We start from the raw sequence: 17,531 nt of genomic DNA, 5'->3' as shown, positions 1-17,531 counted from the left end.
ACCGAAGCCGATGATGGTCTTGCAGATGATCAGGCTCGGCTTGTCGTCGTGCTGCTTGGCCAGCTCGATGGCGGCCTGGATCTCCTCGGGCTTATGGCCGTCGACGTTGGGCACCACGTGCCAGCCGTAGGCCTCGAAGCGCTTGGCGGTATCGTCGGTGAACCAGCCTTTGACCTCGCCGTCGATGGAGATGCCGTTGTCGTCATAGAAGGCCACCAGCTTGCCCAGCCCCTGGGTGCCGGCCAATGACGCCACCTCGTGGGAGATGCCCTCCATCAGGCAACCGTCGCCGAGGAAGCACCAGGTGCGATGATCGATCACAGTGTGCCCCGGGCGATTGAACTGCGCCGCCAGGGTGCGCTCGGCAATCGCCATGCCCACCGCGTTGGCCAGGCCCTGGCCCAGCGGGCCGGTAGTGGTCTCGACGCCGGCGGTGTAGCCCAGCTCCGGGTGGCCCGGGGTTCTGGAGTGCAACTGACGGAAATTCTGCAGGTCCTCGAGGCCCAGCGCATAGCCGGACAGGTGCAGCAGCGAATAGAGCAGCATCGAGCCGTGGCCGTTGGAGAGCACGAAGCGGTCGCGGTTGGCCCAGTGCGGGTTGGCCGGGTTGTGGCTGAGGTGGTCGTTCCACAGCACTTCGGCGATATCGGCCATGCCCATGGGAGCGCCGGGGTGGCCGGACTTGGCCTTCTGTACGGCATCCATGGACAGCGCGCGAATGGCGTTGGCCAGTTCGAAACGGGATGGCATGTCGAGTTTTCCTTTGATAACGGACATTAAGCAGTCAGACGCTTGGCGATGAGTGTCTCGAGGGTTTGCTGGTCGTCGGCGAAGCGCCTGATGCCCTCGGCCAATTTCTCGGTGGCCATGGCATCTTGGTTATGCTCCCAGCGGAAGGTTGGCTCATCGAGCGGTGCAAGGGGCGCGGTGGTATCCGGGAGCTCGACGGCTTTCTTGACGTCGCCTTCCTCGGCCGCCAGCTCTTCCAGTAGTGCCGGTGAAATGGTTAGCCGCGGGCAGCCGGCCAGGGCCAGGACTTGGTCGATGGTGCGGAAGCTGGCCCCCATCACCACAGTGTCGTAGCCGCCGCGACCGACCCTTGCGCAGACGCCGTGCACGAAGTTAACGCCGGGATCCTCTGTCGGGGCATAGTCGCGTCCGCTCTCCTTCTTGTGCCAGTCGGTGACTCGCCCGACGAAGGGGGATACCAGGAAGACGCCGGCATCGAAGCAGGCCTGGGCCTGAGCGTCACTGAACAGCAGCGTCAGGTTGCACTGAATGCCCTCCTTCTCCAGCACCTCGGCGGCACGAATGCCCTCCCAGGTCGAGGCCAACTTGATCAGCACGCGGTCGCGACCCACACCACGTCGCGCATATAGCTCGACCAATTCGTGTGCCTTGCGAATGCTGGCCTGGGTGTCGAAGGAGAGTCGGGCTGCCACCTCGGTAGAGACCCTGCCTGGCACTACGTCGGCAATTTCGCTGCCCATGGCGACCGCCAGGCGGTCCACGCACTGACTTGTGCGCTCGGCAAGATCGCCCCCCTCGTTCCGTGCCTCGCTCAGCACATCATCGATGAGCTCTTGGTACCCGGGCAGTTCGAATGCCTTGAGGATCAAGGATGGGTTGGTGGTGGCGTCCTGGGGCTGGTAGCGCCGGATGGCGTCGAGGTCGCCGGTGTCGGCAACTACGAGGGAGTGCTGGCGCAGGGCATCGAGACGGGACATAGGACTTCCTCTGTTTTTATGATCGGCGTGTGAGCATATGATGCGTGGATTTTCTAGGAGTTTCGGCTAATCATGCCAATGTGTCGAGCCGCAATCGTTAGACTAAAGTACTGTTATTATCTTTTCTTTGAATGATGTGGGAATAATGTCAATATTATCAGTAGCTTATTTCCATCTTGTTTCTTGGTCTGCTGTTGCGAGCGGTGGGTTGATAGGGCTTCTTATGATCGCATGCTTTACATATGATCGGTTGATGATAGTTTGATGCTGAACGGCAGGCGTCGCAGAGCCGTGGGCCGAGAACCGATGCCATCACCAGAGGAGATCACCATGCCAGATATTGCGCCTTCACTCAGAGTCGCTATCGGTGGCGATGAAGCTGCCTTCGAACTAAAGGAAGTGCTTATCGCTCACGTGAGAGCGCTGGGTCATGAAGTCGAAGACTTCGGTACTTATAATGCCGAACCGATCCTCTATCCGGATGTGGCCTTCGAGGTTGCCACGGCGATCAAGGAGGGACGCTTCGATCGCGGCGTGTTGGTCTGCGGTACAGGTATCGGGGTGGCCATCTCTGCCAACAAGGTGCCCGGCGTTCGCGCCGCCCAGGCCCATGACACTTATTCTGCCGGCAAGGCACGCACCAGCAATGACGCTCAGATCGTGACGCTGGGTGCCAGGGTCGTGGGGCCGGAGCTGGCCAAGGAGATCGTGTCTACTTTTCTGGGACAGTTCTTCCCCGGAGGCCCTTCCGCCGAGAAGCTGGCTAGGATCGCTGAATATGAGGCGCGCCTCGTTGGTGAGAAGCGGTGAGCCAGCGCCGGTCGATAATAACCATGGTGAGTCGGTAAGGTCCCGGTCCACCTATGCTCAGGGAGCATGTTGTCATGACACGCCTGTTGAATGATCCCAATGACTTTCCCGAAGAGGCTCGCCTGGGGTTGGTGGCCGCCCATCGTGACAAGCTAATGGCCGTGCCCGGCGGTGTGATACGCAGTACCCGGAGTGAGGCCGGTACCGTAGCGGTCGTGATCGGCGGAGGCAGTGGCCACTACCCGGCCTTCGCCGGCTTGGTGGGGCAGGGCCTGGCCCATGGTGCCGTCATGGGCAACTTATTTACCTCTCCGTCGGCTCAGCAGGTCTATTCCGTCGCCAAGGCGGCGGATAACGGTGGTGGCGTACTGCTGAGTTTCGGCAACTATGCCGGTGACGTGCTGCATTTCGGCCGGGCCCGGGAGCGGCTGATTGCTGAGGGGATTCCCTGCGAGATCGTCACCATCACCGATGATGTGGCCAGCGCTTCTCTGGTCGAATTCGACAAGCGGCGTGGCATTGCTGGTGACTTGACAGTATTCAAAGCGGCGGCTGCAGCGGCGGAAGCGGGTGCGACCCTCGATGCGGTGGTGGCCGTAGCCCGGGAGACTAATCGCCGCACCCGTTCCTTTGGCGTAGCTTTTGATGGCTGCACCCTGCCTGGGGCGGAGGACGCGCTTTTTCACGTGCCCGCGGGGAAGATGGCCATTGGTCTCGGCATCCATGGCGAGCCTGGAATCAGTGAGGCTGATGTGCCAACTGCTAACGGATTGGCGGAGATGCTGGTTAAGCGTCTGCTCGATGAGGTTCCGGAGGGCATTGAACCACATGGTGCCCGCGTGGTGCCGATACTCAACGGGCTTGGAACCGTCAAGTATGAAGAGCTTTTCGTGGTCTACCGCCGGGTGGATGAGCTGCTGCGTGAAGCGGGACTACGGATTGTCGAGCCGGAGGTGGGAGAGCTGGTGACCAGCCTGGACATGGCAGGCGTGTCTCTAACCCTATTGTGGCTTGACGATGAGATAGCGCGCTGCTGGATGGCGCCCGCGGATGCCCCGGCTTTTCGCAAGGGGAGCGTGCGGCCAGCGGAAGCCATCGACCCTGCCGAAGTGGAGTCGGTCGGCCAGCTTGGGGTGCCGCCGGCCAGCGCAGCATCCAAAGAGCTAGCCTGCGGCGTGGTGGCGGCACTCGATGCCTTGGCCGCCATCGTCGACGAAAATGCTGCCGAGCTGGGGCGTATCGACGCGGTGGCAGGGGATGGCGATCATGGTATTGGCATGCAGCGTGGCAGCAAAGCCGGCCTTAAGGCTGCCAGAGACGTCCACTCTGCTGGCGCTGGTGCTGGAACGGTGCTGCGTCGGGCGGCGGAGTGTTGGTCCGACCAGGCGGGGGGTACCTCTGGAGCAATCTGGGGTGTCATTCTGACCTCCATCGGTGAGGCTCTGGGTGACGAGGATTCGTTATCTGCCGAACACCTGGCCGCTGGCGTGGCCGCTGCCAGCGATAATGTCATGAACTTTGGCAAGGCCAAGCCCGGCGATAAGACCCTGGTGGACGTGTTGGTGCCCTTTGCCGAGTGCTTGTCGGCGTCGGTAGCCGCGGGCGAGAGTGTTGGTACCGCCTGGGAGAGAGCCTCGCGAAGAGCCCAGAAGGCTGCCGAGGCAACGGCGGACTTGCTGCCCCGGGTGGGGCGTGCGCGCCCCTTGGCCGAAAAGAGCTTGGGAACACCAGATGCCGGTGCCATATCACTGGCCATCATCGTTCGTGCCCTGGTGCCCGTCCTGGAGCACTGCGAATAAGGCGCTGCCCGGTTTTGCGGATGAAAGTCGAGGATCCCGTCCCGTGGCGGGAACCTAGCGGATATGAAGTATGCTAATGTCCGCCATGACAAGAGCCGGGAAGAGCAGCAGGATGAGTGAACGTCAGGATGCCGTGGATATCGATCTGATGACTGAGATCGCTACTCTTTACTACGTAAAGGGTGAGACTCAGGAGATCATCGCCAATCGTTTGGGGCTGTCGCGGGTACGCGTCGGGCGATTGCTCAAGCGAGCCCAGGCGGAGGGCATCGTCGATGTCAGAGTACGCCAGCATCCGGCGGTTAGCGCCGAGATCGAGCAGGAGCTCAAGCGGCGTTTCGGCCTCAAGCGGGCGCTGATCGCCCTAGATAACTCCGACCCAGATGCGCAACGTTCCTCAGTAGCCAGCTTGGTGGCGGATCACTTGTCCCGCAGTCTGGCCGATGGCCAGATCGTTGCTGTCGGGATGGGCCGCAACGTTGGAGCAGTGGCCGACAATGTTTTCGGCGCGGAGCGGCTCAATGTGTCTTTTGTCTGTGCTATCGGTGGCTCCCTGCGGGCAGGGGAGTACATGAATCCTGACCATATCTGCCGACGCCTGGCGAGCAAGTTCGGTGGCGAGAGTGAGACGCTCTACGCGCCGGCACTGGCACAGAGCGGTGAGCTGAGGGATGCCCTCTACGACAATTCGACAGTGCGCCAGACCCTGGATCGAGCTAGACGGGCTGACATCGCCCTGATCGGGGTGGGAGACGTCAGCGAGAATAGCAATATGGTACGTATGGGCTGGTTCTCGCCTCAGGAAATAGCAGAGGCGCGCCTATCAGGCACCGTGGGCGACATGATGGGGTACGACTTCATCGATATACACGGCCGCCCCTCGGTCACCCCAATGCAGGGGCGCGTGATCGGCCTCAATATCCAGGACCTGACTCGCATCTCTGATGTGATCGCCATCGCCAGTGAGAACACCAAGGCGGTGGGGATTCTTGGCGCCTTGCGCACCGGGGTGATTGACACCCTGGCGACCAGTGCTACCAACGCACACACCATCATTCGCCTTGATGAGGCGACCTCCTAGCCCGCCCCTAGCCGATGACGTCGTGAGTGATGGCTGTCACTCACGGCTTGCTCTCGACGGCTCATAAGGAATGACGCGTCGTCTGCGTCCACTTTCTTGTCTGTTCATTCGTTCGACACAAGATCATATATTCCAGGCTTTGGCGGGGATGGAGGCGCCGGGAGTATTTTTAAAAACCAACGATATGGATATTTTTCCTTATGAATCATAGGTATGTGTTGGTAGCCTAAAGTCTTAGAGAATGAAGCGATGGCGAGGTTGACTCATCGGCCATGCTGGGCGTTAATGCATATGAACAGTTAAAGAGCTTTTGAAACGCCCCAGAGGCAAACGAGATTAGCGGATGCAAGGCTGAAGGCTACAGGTGCTGTGAAAAAATTTTGCTGTGGCATGCCCTGGACAATCCAGGCTGTGACAGTAGCTATAAAGGAATTTTATAAATTAGAAAAACCTCACTTGGCCTGGTGACCAGATCATCATTCTGATGATGAACTACGTTTGGGGGCTGGGTAGCTTGGCGAAGTGCCCTGACACCTCATTCATTCTGGGTAAGCGTGTAGTTATAAGTGACCTGCTTTGGGTGTGCGAAGCTGTATTGGGTTGAGTGATATTGGCCCTGCTATAGCGGGGGTCTATAAAGGGGAGTGGTATGTCGTCAAGGCAGGATTTCCAGCTCTTGTTCCTCGTGGGTATCAATGCGGCGATCATTATTGCGGCAATGACCCTGGTGGGGGAGCGATTCATGACGCTCTACAATTTCCAGTCCATGGGCACACAGATTCCAGAGCTTGGCTTGCTGGCTTTAGGAGTGATGCTTGCCATGATATCCGGCAGAGGGGGGATCGATTTATCGGGTATTGCACTGGCGAATCTCTCGGGAGTTGTGGCTTTCATGATTGCGCCAATGATCATTGCGCCGGCAGTATCACCAGTAGGGTTCTTATTGTCCTTCTCTGCAATCGCACTGGGAGTTGGTGTTATAGGTGGTGCGATTAATGGTATGTTAATCGGCTATGCCGGGATGACGCCTATCATCGTTACACTAGGTACGCAGCTGTTATTCACGGGCATAGCAGTGGGTGTGACCGGTGGGTCTGCGCTTCAGTTGGGGTATATTCCAGTCATTGACGATTTTGGAAATATGCCATTGTGGGGAGTGCCGAGAACCTTTGGTGTGTTCATCCTCATTGCTCTCGCGTTGGCAGTCCTGCTGCGTTATACGCGTTTTGGCGTTCATCTTTTCTTGATGGGCTCTAACGCAACAGCCGCGCGGTTTGCCGGCATGCGTGTAAAGTCTATCTTGTTTCGCACCTACTTGTTAGCAGGAGTGCTGGCTTCTATTGCAGGAATCATTATTGCTGCGAGGACTTCGAGCGTTAAATGGGATTATGGAACTTCTTATGTGCTGGTCGCTATATTGATTGCTGTTATGGCAGGTGTGCGCCCTGAGGGTGGTTATGGCCGAGTCACCTGTGTAGTACTATCGGCCATAGCGCTTCAGCTGCTGTCGAGTTTCTTCAACTTCATGCAGATTTCTAACTTTTTCCGCGATTGTGCATGGGGGTTGATGCTTCTGCTGTTCCTTGCAAATACACGCGTCGAATGGAGCGATTATGTGCCCGCTATTCTTAGGGGACGTGGTGAGTAAAAAACTTTGATACTAGTCCCGCGTGCGTACCTCGACGCACGACACCGGGCTTTCACCGAGGATGCGGTATAAGTGGAGGAGATTCGCCAATGCTAAAAAATAACAATCTGCTGCTTGCTTCTTTCGTCGCCAGCGTGGCGATGTTAGGCACAGGGGCTGCTACCGCACAGGATGACAAAGAGGTTGTGACTGTCGTTAAGGTGACAGGTGAGAATTGGTTTACCCGAATGGAAGAGGGTGTAACCCTCTACGGGGAAGAGCATGATGGTATCGGCACGCGGCAAGTTGGGCCGGCCCGAGCGGATGCGGCACAGCAAGCTGCCATCATAGAGGATCTCATTTCCCAGGAGGTCGATGCTCTAGCCATTGTACCTATGGATCCTTCTACGCTAGAGGGAGTGTTGCGCCGTGCCATGGGTCGCGGGATCGCTGTCATTACGCATGAGGCGGACAGCCTGCAAAACACACAGCTTAATCTTGAAGCCTTTGACAACGCCGAGTTTGGTGCACACTTCGCTGAAGATATCGCGGAATGTATGGGTCATGAGGGTCAGTGGACATCATTCGTAGGATCTTTGGGCAGCCTGACGCATGTGCAGTGGGCCGATGGTGGTGAGGAGTATATGGCCCAATTTCCCGAGATGGAATTGGTTTCACCCAAGAATGAAAGTTTCAACGATGCCAATCGGGCCTATGAACTAGCGAAGGAAATTCTGAGGGCTTACCCCGATATAAAAGGGTTCCAGGGTGGTTCGGCTATCGATGTAATTGGTATTGGCCGTGCGGTCGAAGAAGCCGGGCTTGAGGATGAGACTTGCGTTTACGGGCTTGGCTTGCCACAGGACACCTCTGCCTATCTAGAGAGTGGGGCAGTGGACGGCATTGCTTTCTGGGATCCTAAAGACGCGGGCTATGTCATGAACATACTCGCCGATAAGTTTCTGAATGGTGAGGAGATAAAAACAGGTGATGACCTTGGTGTTTCCGGTTACGAGGATGTGACCGTGACTGATGGGCCGGGAGAAGGGAAGATTGTGCGTGGCCAGGCCTGGGTAGATGTCGATGCATCGAACTGGAGCGACTACCCGTTCTGAAGCATCCTTGGGGGTAGGCTGCGAGTAAGCCTACCTCCTACCTAGTAGGCGCACACTCTAGGAGAGCCCCATGCTTGATTCCGAACATCCTCAGGGCACCCAGGCCGCTACTGCGTCGCCGTTTCTGGAAACACGCTCTTTGCATAAACACTATGGTGGCGTTCATGCGCTAAAAGGAGTGAGCCTTCGTATCGAGCGTGGACGCTTTTACCACCTTCTCGGGGAGAACGGCTGTGGAAAGTCCACCTTAATCAAGATCATCTCAGGGGCTCAATCTTCTAGCGCAGGACAAGTGTTAATTCAAGGTCGTGACATGACCGGCCTGGGGCCTATCGCAGCGCTCGGTGCGGGCATAGAGACTGTGTATCAGGATCTATCCTTACTTCCCAACCTTTCTGTTGCTGAAAATATTGGCCTCTCCGAACAACTAGTGGAGTGGTCAGGGAAGCTATTCCACCGTCTTGATCTGTCTCGACTACGGGATTCTGCTTGCCGTGCTCTAGAGGTCGTAGGACTGCCAACAGAGCGTGCCTTCCTTTCACGCCAGGTGGAGACACTTCCTCTAGCAAGCCGTCAGTTAGTTGCGATTGCACGCGCCGTGGCAAGTGAGGCGGGATTAGTCATAATGGATGAGCCAACAACCTCTCTGACGAGGCGGGAGGTTGACAATCTTATCAGAGTAATACGTCGCTTACAGTCTGAAGGCGCAGCGGTACTTTTTGTGACGCACAAGCTGGATGAAGCACGTGATATTGGTGGTGTTGGCTTAGTAATGCGAGACGGTGAACTGGTTCACGAATGCGATGTTTCGAAGGCTACCAATGCTGAAATTGGATATTGGATGACGGGGCGTGAACTACAACAGGGTCGTTATAGAGACATGCAGCCCGAAAAGTTACCTCCTCTGCTGGAGGTGAAAGGACTATCCCTAAAGAAGGCCTATGAAGAGATTGACTTGAGCATTGCTCAAGGAGAAATTCTTGGGGTTACTGGACTTGCCGACTCCGGGCGGAATGAACTGGCTATGACGCTGGCTGGTCTAGCACCTGCGAAAACGGGAAGCGTGGTATTGGGAGGCAATGCGCTAGATCTCTCAGCGCCTGATCGTGTTATCAGGGAGGGTGTAGCTTATGTTCCCGAGGATCGACTGGCCGAAGGGCTATTCCTTGAAAAAACGATATCAGAAAACATTACCATGTCGATACTGGATCGCCTACGTTCAGGGTTTGGCCTTGTGAGCCGCAGTCGTGCGCGTCAGGCTGCTCAGAACACATTAGAGGATTTGCAGATTGTAGCTGAAGACATCCATGCGCCGGTGTCATCGTTGTCAGGCGGAAACCAACAGCGTGTACTTATTGGTCGATGGCTTGCCGCCGAACCGAGATTGCTCATACTGCATGGCCCTACGGTAGGTGTAGATGTCGGGTCTAAAGAGATCATCTTCCGCATCATACAATCACAAGCGGATAAGGGTATGGGTGTGCTTATTGTTTCTGATGATCTTCCCGAACTGCTGCAGAATTGCGATAAAATTCTTGTGATGCGGAATGGGCGAATTTACCAGACTTATGAAGCAGAAGGGTTAGACGAGCACACGCTATATTCGGCTGTGGTTGGAGACTAAATTTCGTCTATTTCTTATATGTATATGGAGGCGAGGGGGGTATGATTACAATTGAGAGTTCACATAATAACCTCGACGGAGTTGCGCAAAAAGTCCTGCGAAACTTCTGGGTGTGGTCGGCCCATCATCCGGCAATTTTTCCACTCTTCCTAATAGTAGTTACCTGCCTTTCTGTTGGAGCAATAAACGCTGACTTTTGGCAGTTGTCGAATTTATTCGATATCCTTCGAGCCTCCGTTGTGCGCGGGCTTTTTGCCTTGGGAGTGCTGGTCGTGTTGGCTTCAGGTGGATTGGATGTATCTTTTACCGCCATAGCTGCCTTTGTGATGTACACCTTGACACTATTCGTTGTCAATGTCGTTCCTGATCTTGGCATCGTGCCTATCTTTGGTATTGCTGGCATTATGGGTGCCGGGTTGGGCGCGCTAAATGGACTACTTGTGAGTTATCTTCGTGCACCAGCACTCATCGTGACAATTGGTACACAATACATGTTGCGGGGATTCCTACTTACCTTCATTGGCACTGCATTATTTATGAATATTCCCAGTGCAATGGATGCGTTTGGAAGGTTGAATATTATAACTGCTACGGCTGCGCGTGGGTCTGAAATAGGGCTCCCAGTCTACTTTCTCATATTGATACTTGCGGCCACTGTGACATGGTGGATGCTGAAGCATACTCTTATCGGGCGCGCGATTTTTGCGGTTGGGGGGAAGCCAGATGTTGCTGAGCGGTTGGGATATCGAGTGAAAAGTGTGCGAGTTTTTGTCTTTGCGTACGCGGGCTTGCTTGCGGGAGTGGCGGGGGTTATTCATGTTACAGCAAACCGGTTAGCGAACCCATTCGATCTTGCAGGGACAGAACTAGCTGTCATTGCGGCTGTGGTGCTCGGTGGCGCACGGATCACAGGAGGCATGGGGTCGGTGGTGGGTACCATGCTGGGTGTTGTATTGATTACACTGGTTAGCAATGTACTCATTCTTGTGGGCATTCCGAGTGCGTGGCAGACGGCTATACTCGGGGCTTTTATTCTATTTGCTGGCCTGTTCTTTTCTCAACTGGATAGGTTGGCCATGAGATGAGTCCATGGTTTGCCATGGAAGGATGAGGTGGAGTAGGAGGGTATAAATAGTATTCTGGCCTCTACTCTTACGCTCCTTACTCTGTTGGTCGAATAAACTGAGCCGCTCTCAAGGAGCGGCTTTGTTGCTTAAAATTGAATGACGATAGAAGCCTATTGGGCGGTATATCCACCGTCGATGACTAAGTTCTCGCCACTGATCATGCCAGACCCTGGGCCGGCTAGATATAGCGCCGCCATGGCGATTTCCTCAGGCTCAGCGAAGCGCCGGGTGGGAATTTTCTGCTTCATCGCTTCGCCGACTTCTCCGGCCCAAGCCTTGCGGCCCAGCTCGGTGAGCACCACGGTAGGAGAGATGGCATTGATGTTGACTCCACGCGGCGACCATTCCAACGCCAGCACCTGAGTCAGGGAAATCACTCCAGCCTTGCTCGCGCAATAAGCCAAGTGCTGATCCAGAGCCACCAGTCCAGCTTGAGATGCCAAGTTGATGATGCGCCCTTCGCCACGCTCGAGCATGTGACGTCCTACTGCCTGGCACATCATGAACACACTCTTGAGGTTGATCGACAGGGTCTTGTCCCAGTTAGTTTCGGACAGTTCCTCTGCTGGTTCCAGCTCCACCACGCCGGCGGAGTTGACCAGAATGTCGATCACGCCAAAGGCCGCAATAGCCTCCGTCACCGCGGCCTCGAGGCTAGTCTTGTCGGTCAGGTCGGCGATGATGCCGGTGGCGTCTTCAGCATGGCCGGCTTGAGTGGCGAGTTGCGCGGCAATGCCCGGCACCTCGGGATTGCGGTCGATAAGTACGACGCGCGCGCCTTGATTGAGGTAGGCCTCGGCAATGGTTTTGCCGATGCCGGCAGCGGCTCCAGTTATCAGAGCCACCTTGCCATCAAGGGAGAGTGTGTAATGAAACGGCATGAATGGTCTCCTTGACCGGGGGCGGAGGCCAGTTAGCTATGCGCCGCTTGATAACTTCGATGGGAGCAGCCAGCGTTTGCCTATGGCCTCGGGAGTGCTGTAGAGGTGATGATTCATCTCTTTCATGTGATCATTTGCTGATCTTATGTATGGAGGATTTCTACTGTAGCGTCAAAGGTCGTATAGCCTTAATAGATTATACTTTAGGATTATCTTATTGGTAGCTGTTTGTAAGTAATGATTTTTTCTTGGTTCTGAAGTTTTCAGAAGGTGGTGAGCTATCTTTCGATTGATCGCGTGCTGGCCATTTGTTCTGTCTGGCAAAAATTTCTGCCAGGTACACTCCCACTGAGGTCGCTGCGAAACCGAGTTATTGAGTATGAGCCGCCTCCCGGTCGAGATGGGTGGTAGCGATGGGCCTGCAGAGCGCGGATAAACGCTTCTCCAGATGATAGAACGCCCCCATCCGGGGGCGTTCTTGCAAGCAAAGAACGTTCTGGCCGATCACTGACCGAGAACGAAGGGGGCGCTGTACTGGTCTGCATTCTCCTGAGTGATCAGCATGCAGTCGAACAGCTGCTTTTCGCTATCCAGGCCGGTTTCGCCGGTGTTGATGTAGCGGTCGGCCACCCGTACGGCTTCTTCGGCGAAGATCGCGACGGGCTGTAGCACGGTATAGGCCATGTCGCCGGCCTTGACGGCATCCACTGCGTCCGGCGAGCCATCGAAGCCACCCACCACGACATCATCCAAGCGGCCTGATGACTTCAGTGCGGCGATGGCGCCCAGCGCCATTTCATCGTTGCCGCTGATCACGCCCTGAATGTCGGGGTTGGCCTGAAGCATGTTCTGCATCCTGTTGTAGCCCTGGGTGCGGTCCCAGTTGGCGACATCCTCACCCACCTTGGTCAGGTCAGGATACTGGCTGAGCACGGTTTCATAGCCATTGGAGCGAGTGGCCGCGTTATTGTCGGACGGGGCGCCCTTGAGCTCCACGTAGCGTGCGCCGTCGCCGATGCTTTCGATCCACTGCTGAGCACCGAGGGCCGCACCCTGGGCATTGTTGGAGACGAACTGGGCCTTGGCCAGTCCTTGCTGGTTGATCTCGGCGTTGACGATGAACACCGGGATGCCGGCATCCACGGCTCTGCGGACGGCGCCTATAGAGCCGTCGGCGTTGGCCGGGTCGAGGATGATGGCCTTGGCCTGGTTGGTAATGGCGGTGTCGACCTGGTTGCTTTCGGTGTTGGTGTCGCCCACATGGGAGCTGACATTGGCCCTATACCCCAGCTCCTCGGCGGTGGTCCTTGCCACTTCGCCCTCGGTGAACCAGTAGGGGTTGGAGGCGTCGTTGACGATGATCGATATCAGGCCCTCGTCCTGGGCAGTGGCGCTGCCTGCCATCAAGGGCGCGACGATGGCGAAGGCTGCGGCGAGCAGAGATTTTCTTGTACTGAACATGGCGTTACACCTTTTTTGGGTTTGTGATGGTGATGCCGGTGGATCCGGCTGGGTGATCCCGGACGGTGACGTTCAACTGGAATTGGTCACCGCCTGAGGGGAAGCGGAAGGCGAGGGCGCTTGCTTCGTCTTGCGCGCGCTGTATTGGATGCTGTTGAGCAGCACGGCGAGCACGATGACGGTGCCAGTGAAGACGGTCTGCCAGTAGGCCGAGACGCCAATGATCACCAAGCCGTCGGAGAGGAAGCCGATGACGAAGGCGCCGAGCAGGGTGCCACGCACGTTGCCACGCCCGCCGGTCAGGGCAGCGCCGCCGATGACGACGCCGGCAATGGCGGTCAACTCGTAGGTGGTGCCGGCGGTGGGGCCGGCGGAGGTCAGCTGTGAGGACAGCACCAGCCCGGCCAGGGCGGCGCAGACACCAGACAGCACATACACCGCGACCTTGACGCGCTTGACCGGCACCCCGGAGAGCTCTGCGGCCCGGTCATTGCCACCGGTGGAGTAGACCCAGCGCCCGAAGGGGGTGCGATTGAGGGCCAGCATGCACAGGATGGCCACGGCGGCGAGTATCAGTACGCCCATGGGAATGCCGAACAGGCGATTGAAGCCCAACCAATCGAAGCCGGTATTGCCCAGGGCAGGATCTCCGCCCAGGTTGTTGTAGGTGAGGCCATCGGTCATCAGCAGGGCGACGCCACGAGCGACGTAAAGCATCCCCAAGGTGGCGACGAAGGCCGGTACCTTGAAGAACGCGACCAGCACGCCGTTGACCGCGCCAATCAAGGCGCCGAGCGCGCAGGTCAGGATGATGACCACCCAGACCGGCGGATAGACCACGACGCCGAAGACTTCGAAGGACACTCCCTGCATGAGGAAACCCGCGAATACGCCGGCGAGCCCGAGGGTCGAGCCCACGGAGAGGTCGATGCCGCCGGTCAGGATGACCAGCAACATGCCGATGGAGAGCAGGCCGAAGATGGCCACATGGGAGGACATCGTCAGTAAGTTGCTGGTCGTGAAGTAGACCGGCGACAGCAGCGAAAAAATGACGATGATGGCGATCAGGGCGAAGAAAGCACGGCCTTCGAGGAGCAATCGTCCCAGATCGAGTCCTTGACGGGGCTGGCGTGCGGTCGAGTTGTTGTTTGACATGGGTCATGCACTCCGTTGAATGGGGTCAGGCGGCCACGGCTTCACCGGACGCGGCCATGATCTGTTCCTTGGTGACGTCGGCGCCGAATTCGGCCACGAGGCGGCCGCGGCTCATCACCAGGACGCGGTGGGCGATGCTCAGGCATTCGCCGACCTCGGAGGTGGAATAGAGCACGGCGAGGCTGTGACGCCTGGCGTTATCCGCCAGCAGTTTGAAGACTTCGGCCTTGGCGCCGATATCGATGCCGCGGCTGGGCTCGTCGAGCATCACCACCTTGGGCTGGGTGGCCATCATCTTGCCGATCACGACCTTCTGCTGGTTGCCACCGGACAAGGAGCCGATCTCGGCATCGCCGCCATCGGTCTTGATGTGAACGCTGCGAATGGAGTCTTCGATGACCTGCGCTTCCCGGCTCATGGAGGTGAACAAGCCGCGGGTAAAGTCGCCGATGCTGGCCAGGGACAGGTTCTGTCCCACCGGCATGGTCTGGACGAGGCCGTCGCGCTGGCGGTCTTCGGGAACCAGCACCAGGCCCTGCTCGATACGCTGGGCGATGCTCAAACGGGAGACGTTCTGCCCCTCCAGGAAAATCTGTCCGCCACTGATGGGCAGGCGACCCGCCACGCTCTCGAGCAGCTCGGTGCGCCCGGCACCCATCAGGCCGTAGATGCAGACGATCTCTCCGGCGCGCACTTCCAACGATAGATGGTCGACGAGGTAGCGCTCGGCAATGGTGGGGTCGGGAACGCAAATTTCCTGCAGCGACAGGGCCACCTCACCCAGGGCGTAGCCCTCGGGGGGCGAGCCGAGGTCGAAGCCCTCGCCGACCATATGGCGCACGATCCACTCCAGGTCGATGTCCTGGCGTGGGGCATAGGCCGTCATGCTGCCGTCACGTAGCACCACGGCGTGATCGGTGATCTGCAGGGCCTCTTCCAGGTGGTGAGAGATATAGACGATGGACACGCCGCGTCGCTTGAGATCGTTGATCACCCGAAACAGCACTTCCACTTCCGAGGCGCTCAGGGCCGAGGTCGGCTCGTCCATGATCAGGATGCGCGACTGGGTGGATAGCGCCCGGGCGATCTCGACGATCTGCTGCTGACCCAGACGCAAGTCCTCCACCGGGGTCAGTGGGTCGATGGGCTCGTCGAGATCCTCCATCAGCAGGCGGGTCTGGCGCTCTTCCTCGGCGAAGTCGACCCCCATGGCACCCACCAACTCGCGGCCCATGAAGATGTTGTCGCGTACATTCAGGTTGGGTGCCAGGCTGAGTTCCTGGTGGATGATGGAAATGCCACGGTGCTGGGCCTCCGTGGTCGAGGCGAAGTGCACCGGATCCCCCTCCAGCAGGATTTCCCCTGAGCTGGGTTGGATCACCCCGGAGAGGATCTTCATCAGGGTCGACTTGCCGGCGCCGTTTTCTCCGAATAGCGTGGTGACCTGGCCACGATGGATATCGAAGTTGACCGTTTTCAGGGCGTGAACATTGCCGAAGGACTTGGCGATCTGGCGTGCCGAGAGGATGGCCTCTCCGATCTGGCCTTCATCGGTGCAAGATCGGGTTGCGACCCCTTGTGATTGGTCTGTGGACATGGGGTTCTCCTTTATTGCACCTGTAAGCTGACGGGGGTCACCAGCCAGTTGTCGGGATTGATCAGCTTGAATACACCGGTGGCCGTCACCCGCTCGCCGGAGAGGGCGCTGGTGTCTATCTCATCGAGTACCTGTCTTTTCATCTCGTCGTTGATGGCGGCGCCGGCGTCCTGATACTCGATCTGGTTGGTGAACTGGCCGAATTCGATGCTACCGGTGGCGTCGCGCAGGTCGGTGCCGTTAATGGCGGGACCGGTCTGCAGGCGTATCGTCAAGGAATCGGGTACTCCCGCGACCTGAACCTCATAGATACCATTGCGGCCCTCGCCGACGACGCCGCTGAAGGTGATCGGTAGGATGGGGCCGATACTGGTGGCGACGCCGTAGCGCTCTCCGGCGGCTTGTTGGTCGGCGTCCAGTTCGGCGATCAAGGTGGCAGGCTCAATGGCGCGAGCCTCGACGTCTTCCCGAACCAGCGGGAACTGCTCGGCACCGTAACGCTCTGCTGAGAAACCGGTCTCCTCCTGCGAGCCTATCGGTATGACGTTGGTATCCAACGCCATGGCGCCGATGAGCACGCTGGCGATGACGATTCCGATATACCGGCGTTTTTTTGCTGGTGCCGGACTGATACTGGCGTATGTGCTCATGATGCTTTGACCTCTGTTGTTATATGTCTGAGCAATGGGTGGACAGGGGTTAGTTCAGCATGATGTGCGCTCCACGGAGGTGGGCGTCTCGCTTGACCTGACGCGTGCTGCCAGCACGCGAGTGGCGATATCGATCAGCCCTTCGGGCTGCCAAGCACTGCGGCCGATGAACAGACCGCCTATTTCCGGCATGGTGGCCAGCTCTTCGCAGTTGTCGGGATTGACGCTGCCACCGTAGAGCACGGTCAGGGGAGCACCCAGGGAGTTAGCCGGTAAGGCCTGGTGGATTTGGCGATGCATCCAGGCGGCGTACTCGGCACTGGCGGGGGTACCCCGCTCGCCAATGGCCCATACCGGCTCATAGGCGATCAATACTCTGTCGAGATTCTTTCCCTCGATACCGGCCAGGGCCATGCGGCATTGGCGAATCACCGTCTCGGCGGCGGCGCCCAGGGTCTTTTCTTCGGCGGTTTCGCCGACGCATAGCAATGGCATCAAGCCATGCGCCAAGGCGGCATGGACCTTGCGGTTGAGATCGGCGTCGTTTTCGGCGAAATAGGCGCGCCTCTCGCTATGGCCCAGTTCGACGATGCTAGCGCCGCAATCACTGACCATGGCCGGTGATACCTCACCGGTGAAGGCTCCGCTATCGGCCCAATGCATGTTCTGGGCGCCGACCCGGATCGACGTGGCGGCCAGGTCGCGGCTCACTTGCGCCAGGGCCGTGAAGGGGGGAATCACGAACCCTTGCAGGCGTGGATCGTCGAGGAGTCTGGTCCGGACCAGCTCTGCGGAGTAGGAAGCGGCTTCACCCAGCGTCTTGTTCATCTTCCAACTGGTGCCGACCCAGAAGGGTGTCGTTGTCATTGGTCGTCTC

Annotated in this window: 14 protein-coding genes and 1 pseudogene; 7 read left to right on the top strand and 8 right to left on the bottom strand. The window is 57.8% G+C overall.

Annotation, left to right across the window (positions count from 1 at the left end):
• A pseudogene (locus CK498_RS25100) lies at positions 1–750 on the bottom strand (transketolase); the annotation flags it as partial.
• A 26-nt stretch (positions 751–776) separates the two neighbouring features.
• The gene (tal, locus tag CK498_RS25095; protein ID WP_095623580.1) at positions 777–1,727 is read right to left on the bottom strand and encodes a transaldolase; all 951 of its coding nucleotides are present in this window, start codon (positions 1,725–1,727) and stop codon (positions 777–779) included.
• A 330-nt stretch (positions 1,728–2,057) separates the two neighbouring features.
• On the opposite strand from tal, the gene CK498_RS25090 reads away from it, so the two are divergent.
• The 7 genes from CK498_RS25090 to CK498_RS25060 all read left to right on the top strand — a co-directional run bounded on the left by CK498_RS25090 (position 2,058) and on the right by CK498_RS25060 (position 10,868).
• Complete coding sequence (locus tag CK498_RS25090) at positions 2,058–2,537, top strand: RpiB/LacA/LacB family sugar-phosphate isomerase (protein ID WP_095623579.1); 480 nt, start codon at positions 2,058–2,060, stop codon at positions 2,535–2,537.
• Positions 2,538–2,611: 74 nt separating this feature from the next.
• Positions 2,612–4,336 (top strand): dihydroxyacetone kinase family protein, encoded by a 1,725-nt coding sequence (locus CK498_RS25085; RefSeq protein ID WP_095623578.1) that lies wholly within the window; start codon positions 2,612–2,614, stop codon positions 4,334–4,336.
• A 112-nt stretch (positions 4,337–4,448) separates the two neighbouring features.
• Positions 4,449–5,417 (top strand): sugar-binding transcriptional regulator, encoded by a 969-nt coding sequence (locus tag CK498_RS25080; RefSeq protein ID WP_095623581.1) that lies wholly within the window; start codon positions 4,449–4,451, stop codon positions 5,415–5,417.
• Positions 5,418–6,066: 649 nt separating this feature from the next.
• On the top strand, positions 6,067–7,065 hold the full coding sequence (locus CK498_RS25075; RefSeq protein ID WP_095623577.1) for an ABC transporter permease: 999 nt from the start codon (positions 6,067–6,069) through the stop codon (positions 7,063–7,065).
• A gap of 89 nt (positions 7,066–7,154) precedes the next feature.
• Positions 7,155–8,159 carry a substrate-binding domain-containing protein gene (locus tag CK498_RS25070; protein ID WP_095623576.1) on the top strand — a complete coding sequence of 335 codons (1,005 nt, stop codon included), beginning with the start codon at positions 7,155–7,157 and terminating at the stop codon, positions 8,157–8,159.
• A gap of 70 nt (positions 8,160–8,229) precedes the next feature.
• The gene (locus tag CK498_RS25065) at positions 8,230–9,783 is read left to right on the top strand and encodes a sugar ABC transporter ATP-binding protein (protein WP_095623575.1); all 1,554 of its coding nucleotides are present in this window, start codon (positions 8,230–8,232) and stop codon (positions 9,781–9,783) included.
• A gap of 41 nt (positions 9,784–9,824) precedes the next feature.
• Positions 9,825–10,868, top strand: a complete 1,044-nt coding sequence (locus CK498_RS25060; RefSeq protein WP_095623574.1) for an ABC transporter permease — start codon at positions 9,825–9,827, stop codon at positions 10,866–10,868.
• Positions 10,869–11,020: 152 nt separating this feature from the next.
• Here the strand turns inward: CK498_RS25060 and CK498_RS25055 are convergent, their stop codons facing one another.
• The 6 genes from CK498_RS25055 to CK498_RS25030 all read right to left on the bottom strand — a co-directional run bounded on the left by CK498_RS25055 (position 11,021) and on the right by CK498_RS25030 (position 17,521).
• A complete protein-coding gene (locus CK498_RS25055; RefSeq protein ID WP_095623573.1) occupies positions 11,021–11,791 on the bottom strand; it encodes an SDR family oxidoreductase in 771 nt (256 codons plus the stop codon).
• 504 nt (positions 11,792–12,295) lie between these two features.
• On the bottom strand, positions 12,296–13,252 hold the full coding sequence (locus tag CK498_RS25050; protein WP_095623572.1) for a D-ribose ABC transporter substrate-binding protein: 957 nt from the start codon (positions 13,250–13,252) through the stop codon (positions 12,296–12,298).
• A gap of 72 nt (positions 13,253–13,324) precedes the next feature.
• Positions 13,325–14,407 carry an ABC transporter permease gene (locus tag CK498_RS25045; protein ID WP_095623571.1) on the bottom strand — a complete coding sequence of 361 codons (1,083 nt, stop codon included), beginning with the start codon at positions 14,405–14,407 and terminating at the stop codon, positions 13,325–13,327.
• A gap of 25 nt (positions 14,408–14,432) precedes the next feature.
• Positions 14,433–16,004, bottom strand: coding sequence for a sugar ABC transporter ATP-binding protein (locus CK498_RS25040; RefSeq protein WP_095623570.1), 1,572 nt, complete (start codon positions 16,002–16,004; stop codon positions 14,433–14,435).
• Between the two features lie 11 nt (positions 16,005–16,015).
• Positions 16,016–16,654: a DUF2291 family protein gene (locus tag CK498_RS25035; protein WP_095623569.1), complete on the bottom strand. Its 639-nt coding sequence runs from the start codon at positions 16,652–16,654 to the stop codon at positions 16,016–16,018.
• 54 nt (positions 16,655–16,708) lie between these two features.
• Positions 16,709–17,521 carry a triose-phosphate isomerase gene (locus CK498_RS25030; RefSeq protein WP_095623568.1) on the bottom strand — a complete coding sequence of 271 codons (813 nt, stop codon included), beginning with the start codon at positions 17,519–17,521 and terminating at the stop codon, positions 16,709–16,711.
• Positions 17,522–17,531 lie beyond the last annotated feature (10 nt).

Origin of the sequence: Halomonas salipaludis, assembly GCF_002286975.1 — a bacterium.
Taxonomy (GTDB): domain Bacteria; phylum Pseudomonadota; class Gammaproteobacteria; order Pseudomonadales; family Halomonadaceae; genus Franzmannia; species Franzmannia salipaludis.
This window is presented reverse-complemented; position numbering and strand designations above follow the sequence as displayed.

Excerpts from the sequence above, each read along its gene's own strand:
- tal (WP_095623580.1), bottom strand. The coding sequence starts at position 1,727 with ATGTCCCGTCTCGATGCCCTGCGCCAGCACTCCCTCGTAGTTGCCGAC.
- CK498_RS25090 (WP_095623579.1), top strand. The coding sequence starts at position 2,058 with ATGCCAGATATTGCGCCTTCACTCAGAGTCGCTATCGGTGGCGATGAA.
- CK498_RS25085 (WP_095623578.1), top strand. The coding sequence starts at position 2,612 with ATGACACGCCTGTTGAATGATCCCAATGACTTTCCCGAAGAGGCTCGC.
- CK498_RS25080 (WP_095623581.1), top strand. The coding sequence starts at position 4,449 with ATGAGTGAACGTCAGGATGCCGTGGATATCGATCTGATGACTGAGATC.
- CK498_RS25075 (WP_095623577.1), top strand. The coding sequence starts at position 6,067 with ATGTCGTCAAGGCAGGATTTCCAGCTCTTGTTCCTCGTGGGTATCAAT.
- CK498_RS25070 (WP_095623576.1), top strand. The coding sequence starts at position 7,155 with ATGCTAAAAAATAACAATCTGCTGCTTGCTTCTTTCGTCGCCAGCGTG.
- CK498_RS25065 (WP_095623575.1), top strand. The coding sequence starts at position 8,230 with ATGCTTGATTCCGAACATCCTCAGGGCACCCAGGCCGCTACTGCGTCG.
- CK498_RS25060 (WP_095623574.1), top strand. The coding sequence starts at position 9,825 with ATGATTACAATTGAGAGTTCACATAATAACCTCGACGGAGTTGCGCAA.
- CK498_RS25055 (WP_095623573.1), bottom strand. The coding sequence starts at position 11,791 with ATGCCGTTTCATTACACACTCTCCCTTGATGGCAAGGTGGCTCTGATA.
- CK498_RS25050 (WP_095623572.1), bottom strand. The coding sequence starts at position 13,252 with ATGTTCAGTACAAGAAAATCTCTGCTCGCCGCAGCCTTCGCCATCGTC.
- CK498_RS25045 (WP_095623571.1), bottom strand. The coding sequence starts at position 14,407 with ATGTCAAACAACAACTCGACCGCACGCCAGCCCCGTCAAGGACTCGAT.
- CK498_RS25040 (WP_095623570.1), bottom strand. The coding sequence starts at position 16,004 with ATGTCCACAGACCAATCACAAGGGGTCGCAACCCGATCTTGCACCGAT.
- CK498_RS25035 (WP_095623569.1), bottom strand. The coding sequence starts at position 16,654 with ATGAGCACATACGCCAGTATCAGTCCGGCACCAGCAAAAAAACGCCGG.
- CK498_RS25030 (WP_095623568.1), bottom strand. The coding sequence starts at position 17,521 with ATGACAACGACACCCTTCTGGGTCGGCACCAGTTGGAAGATGAACAAG.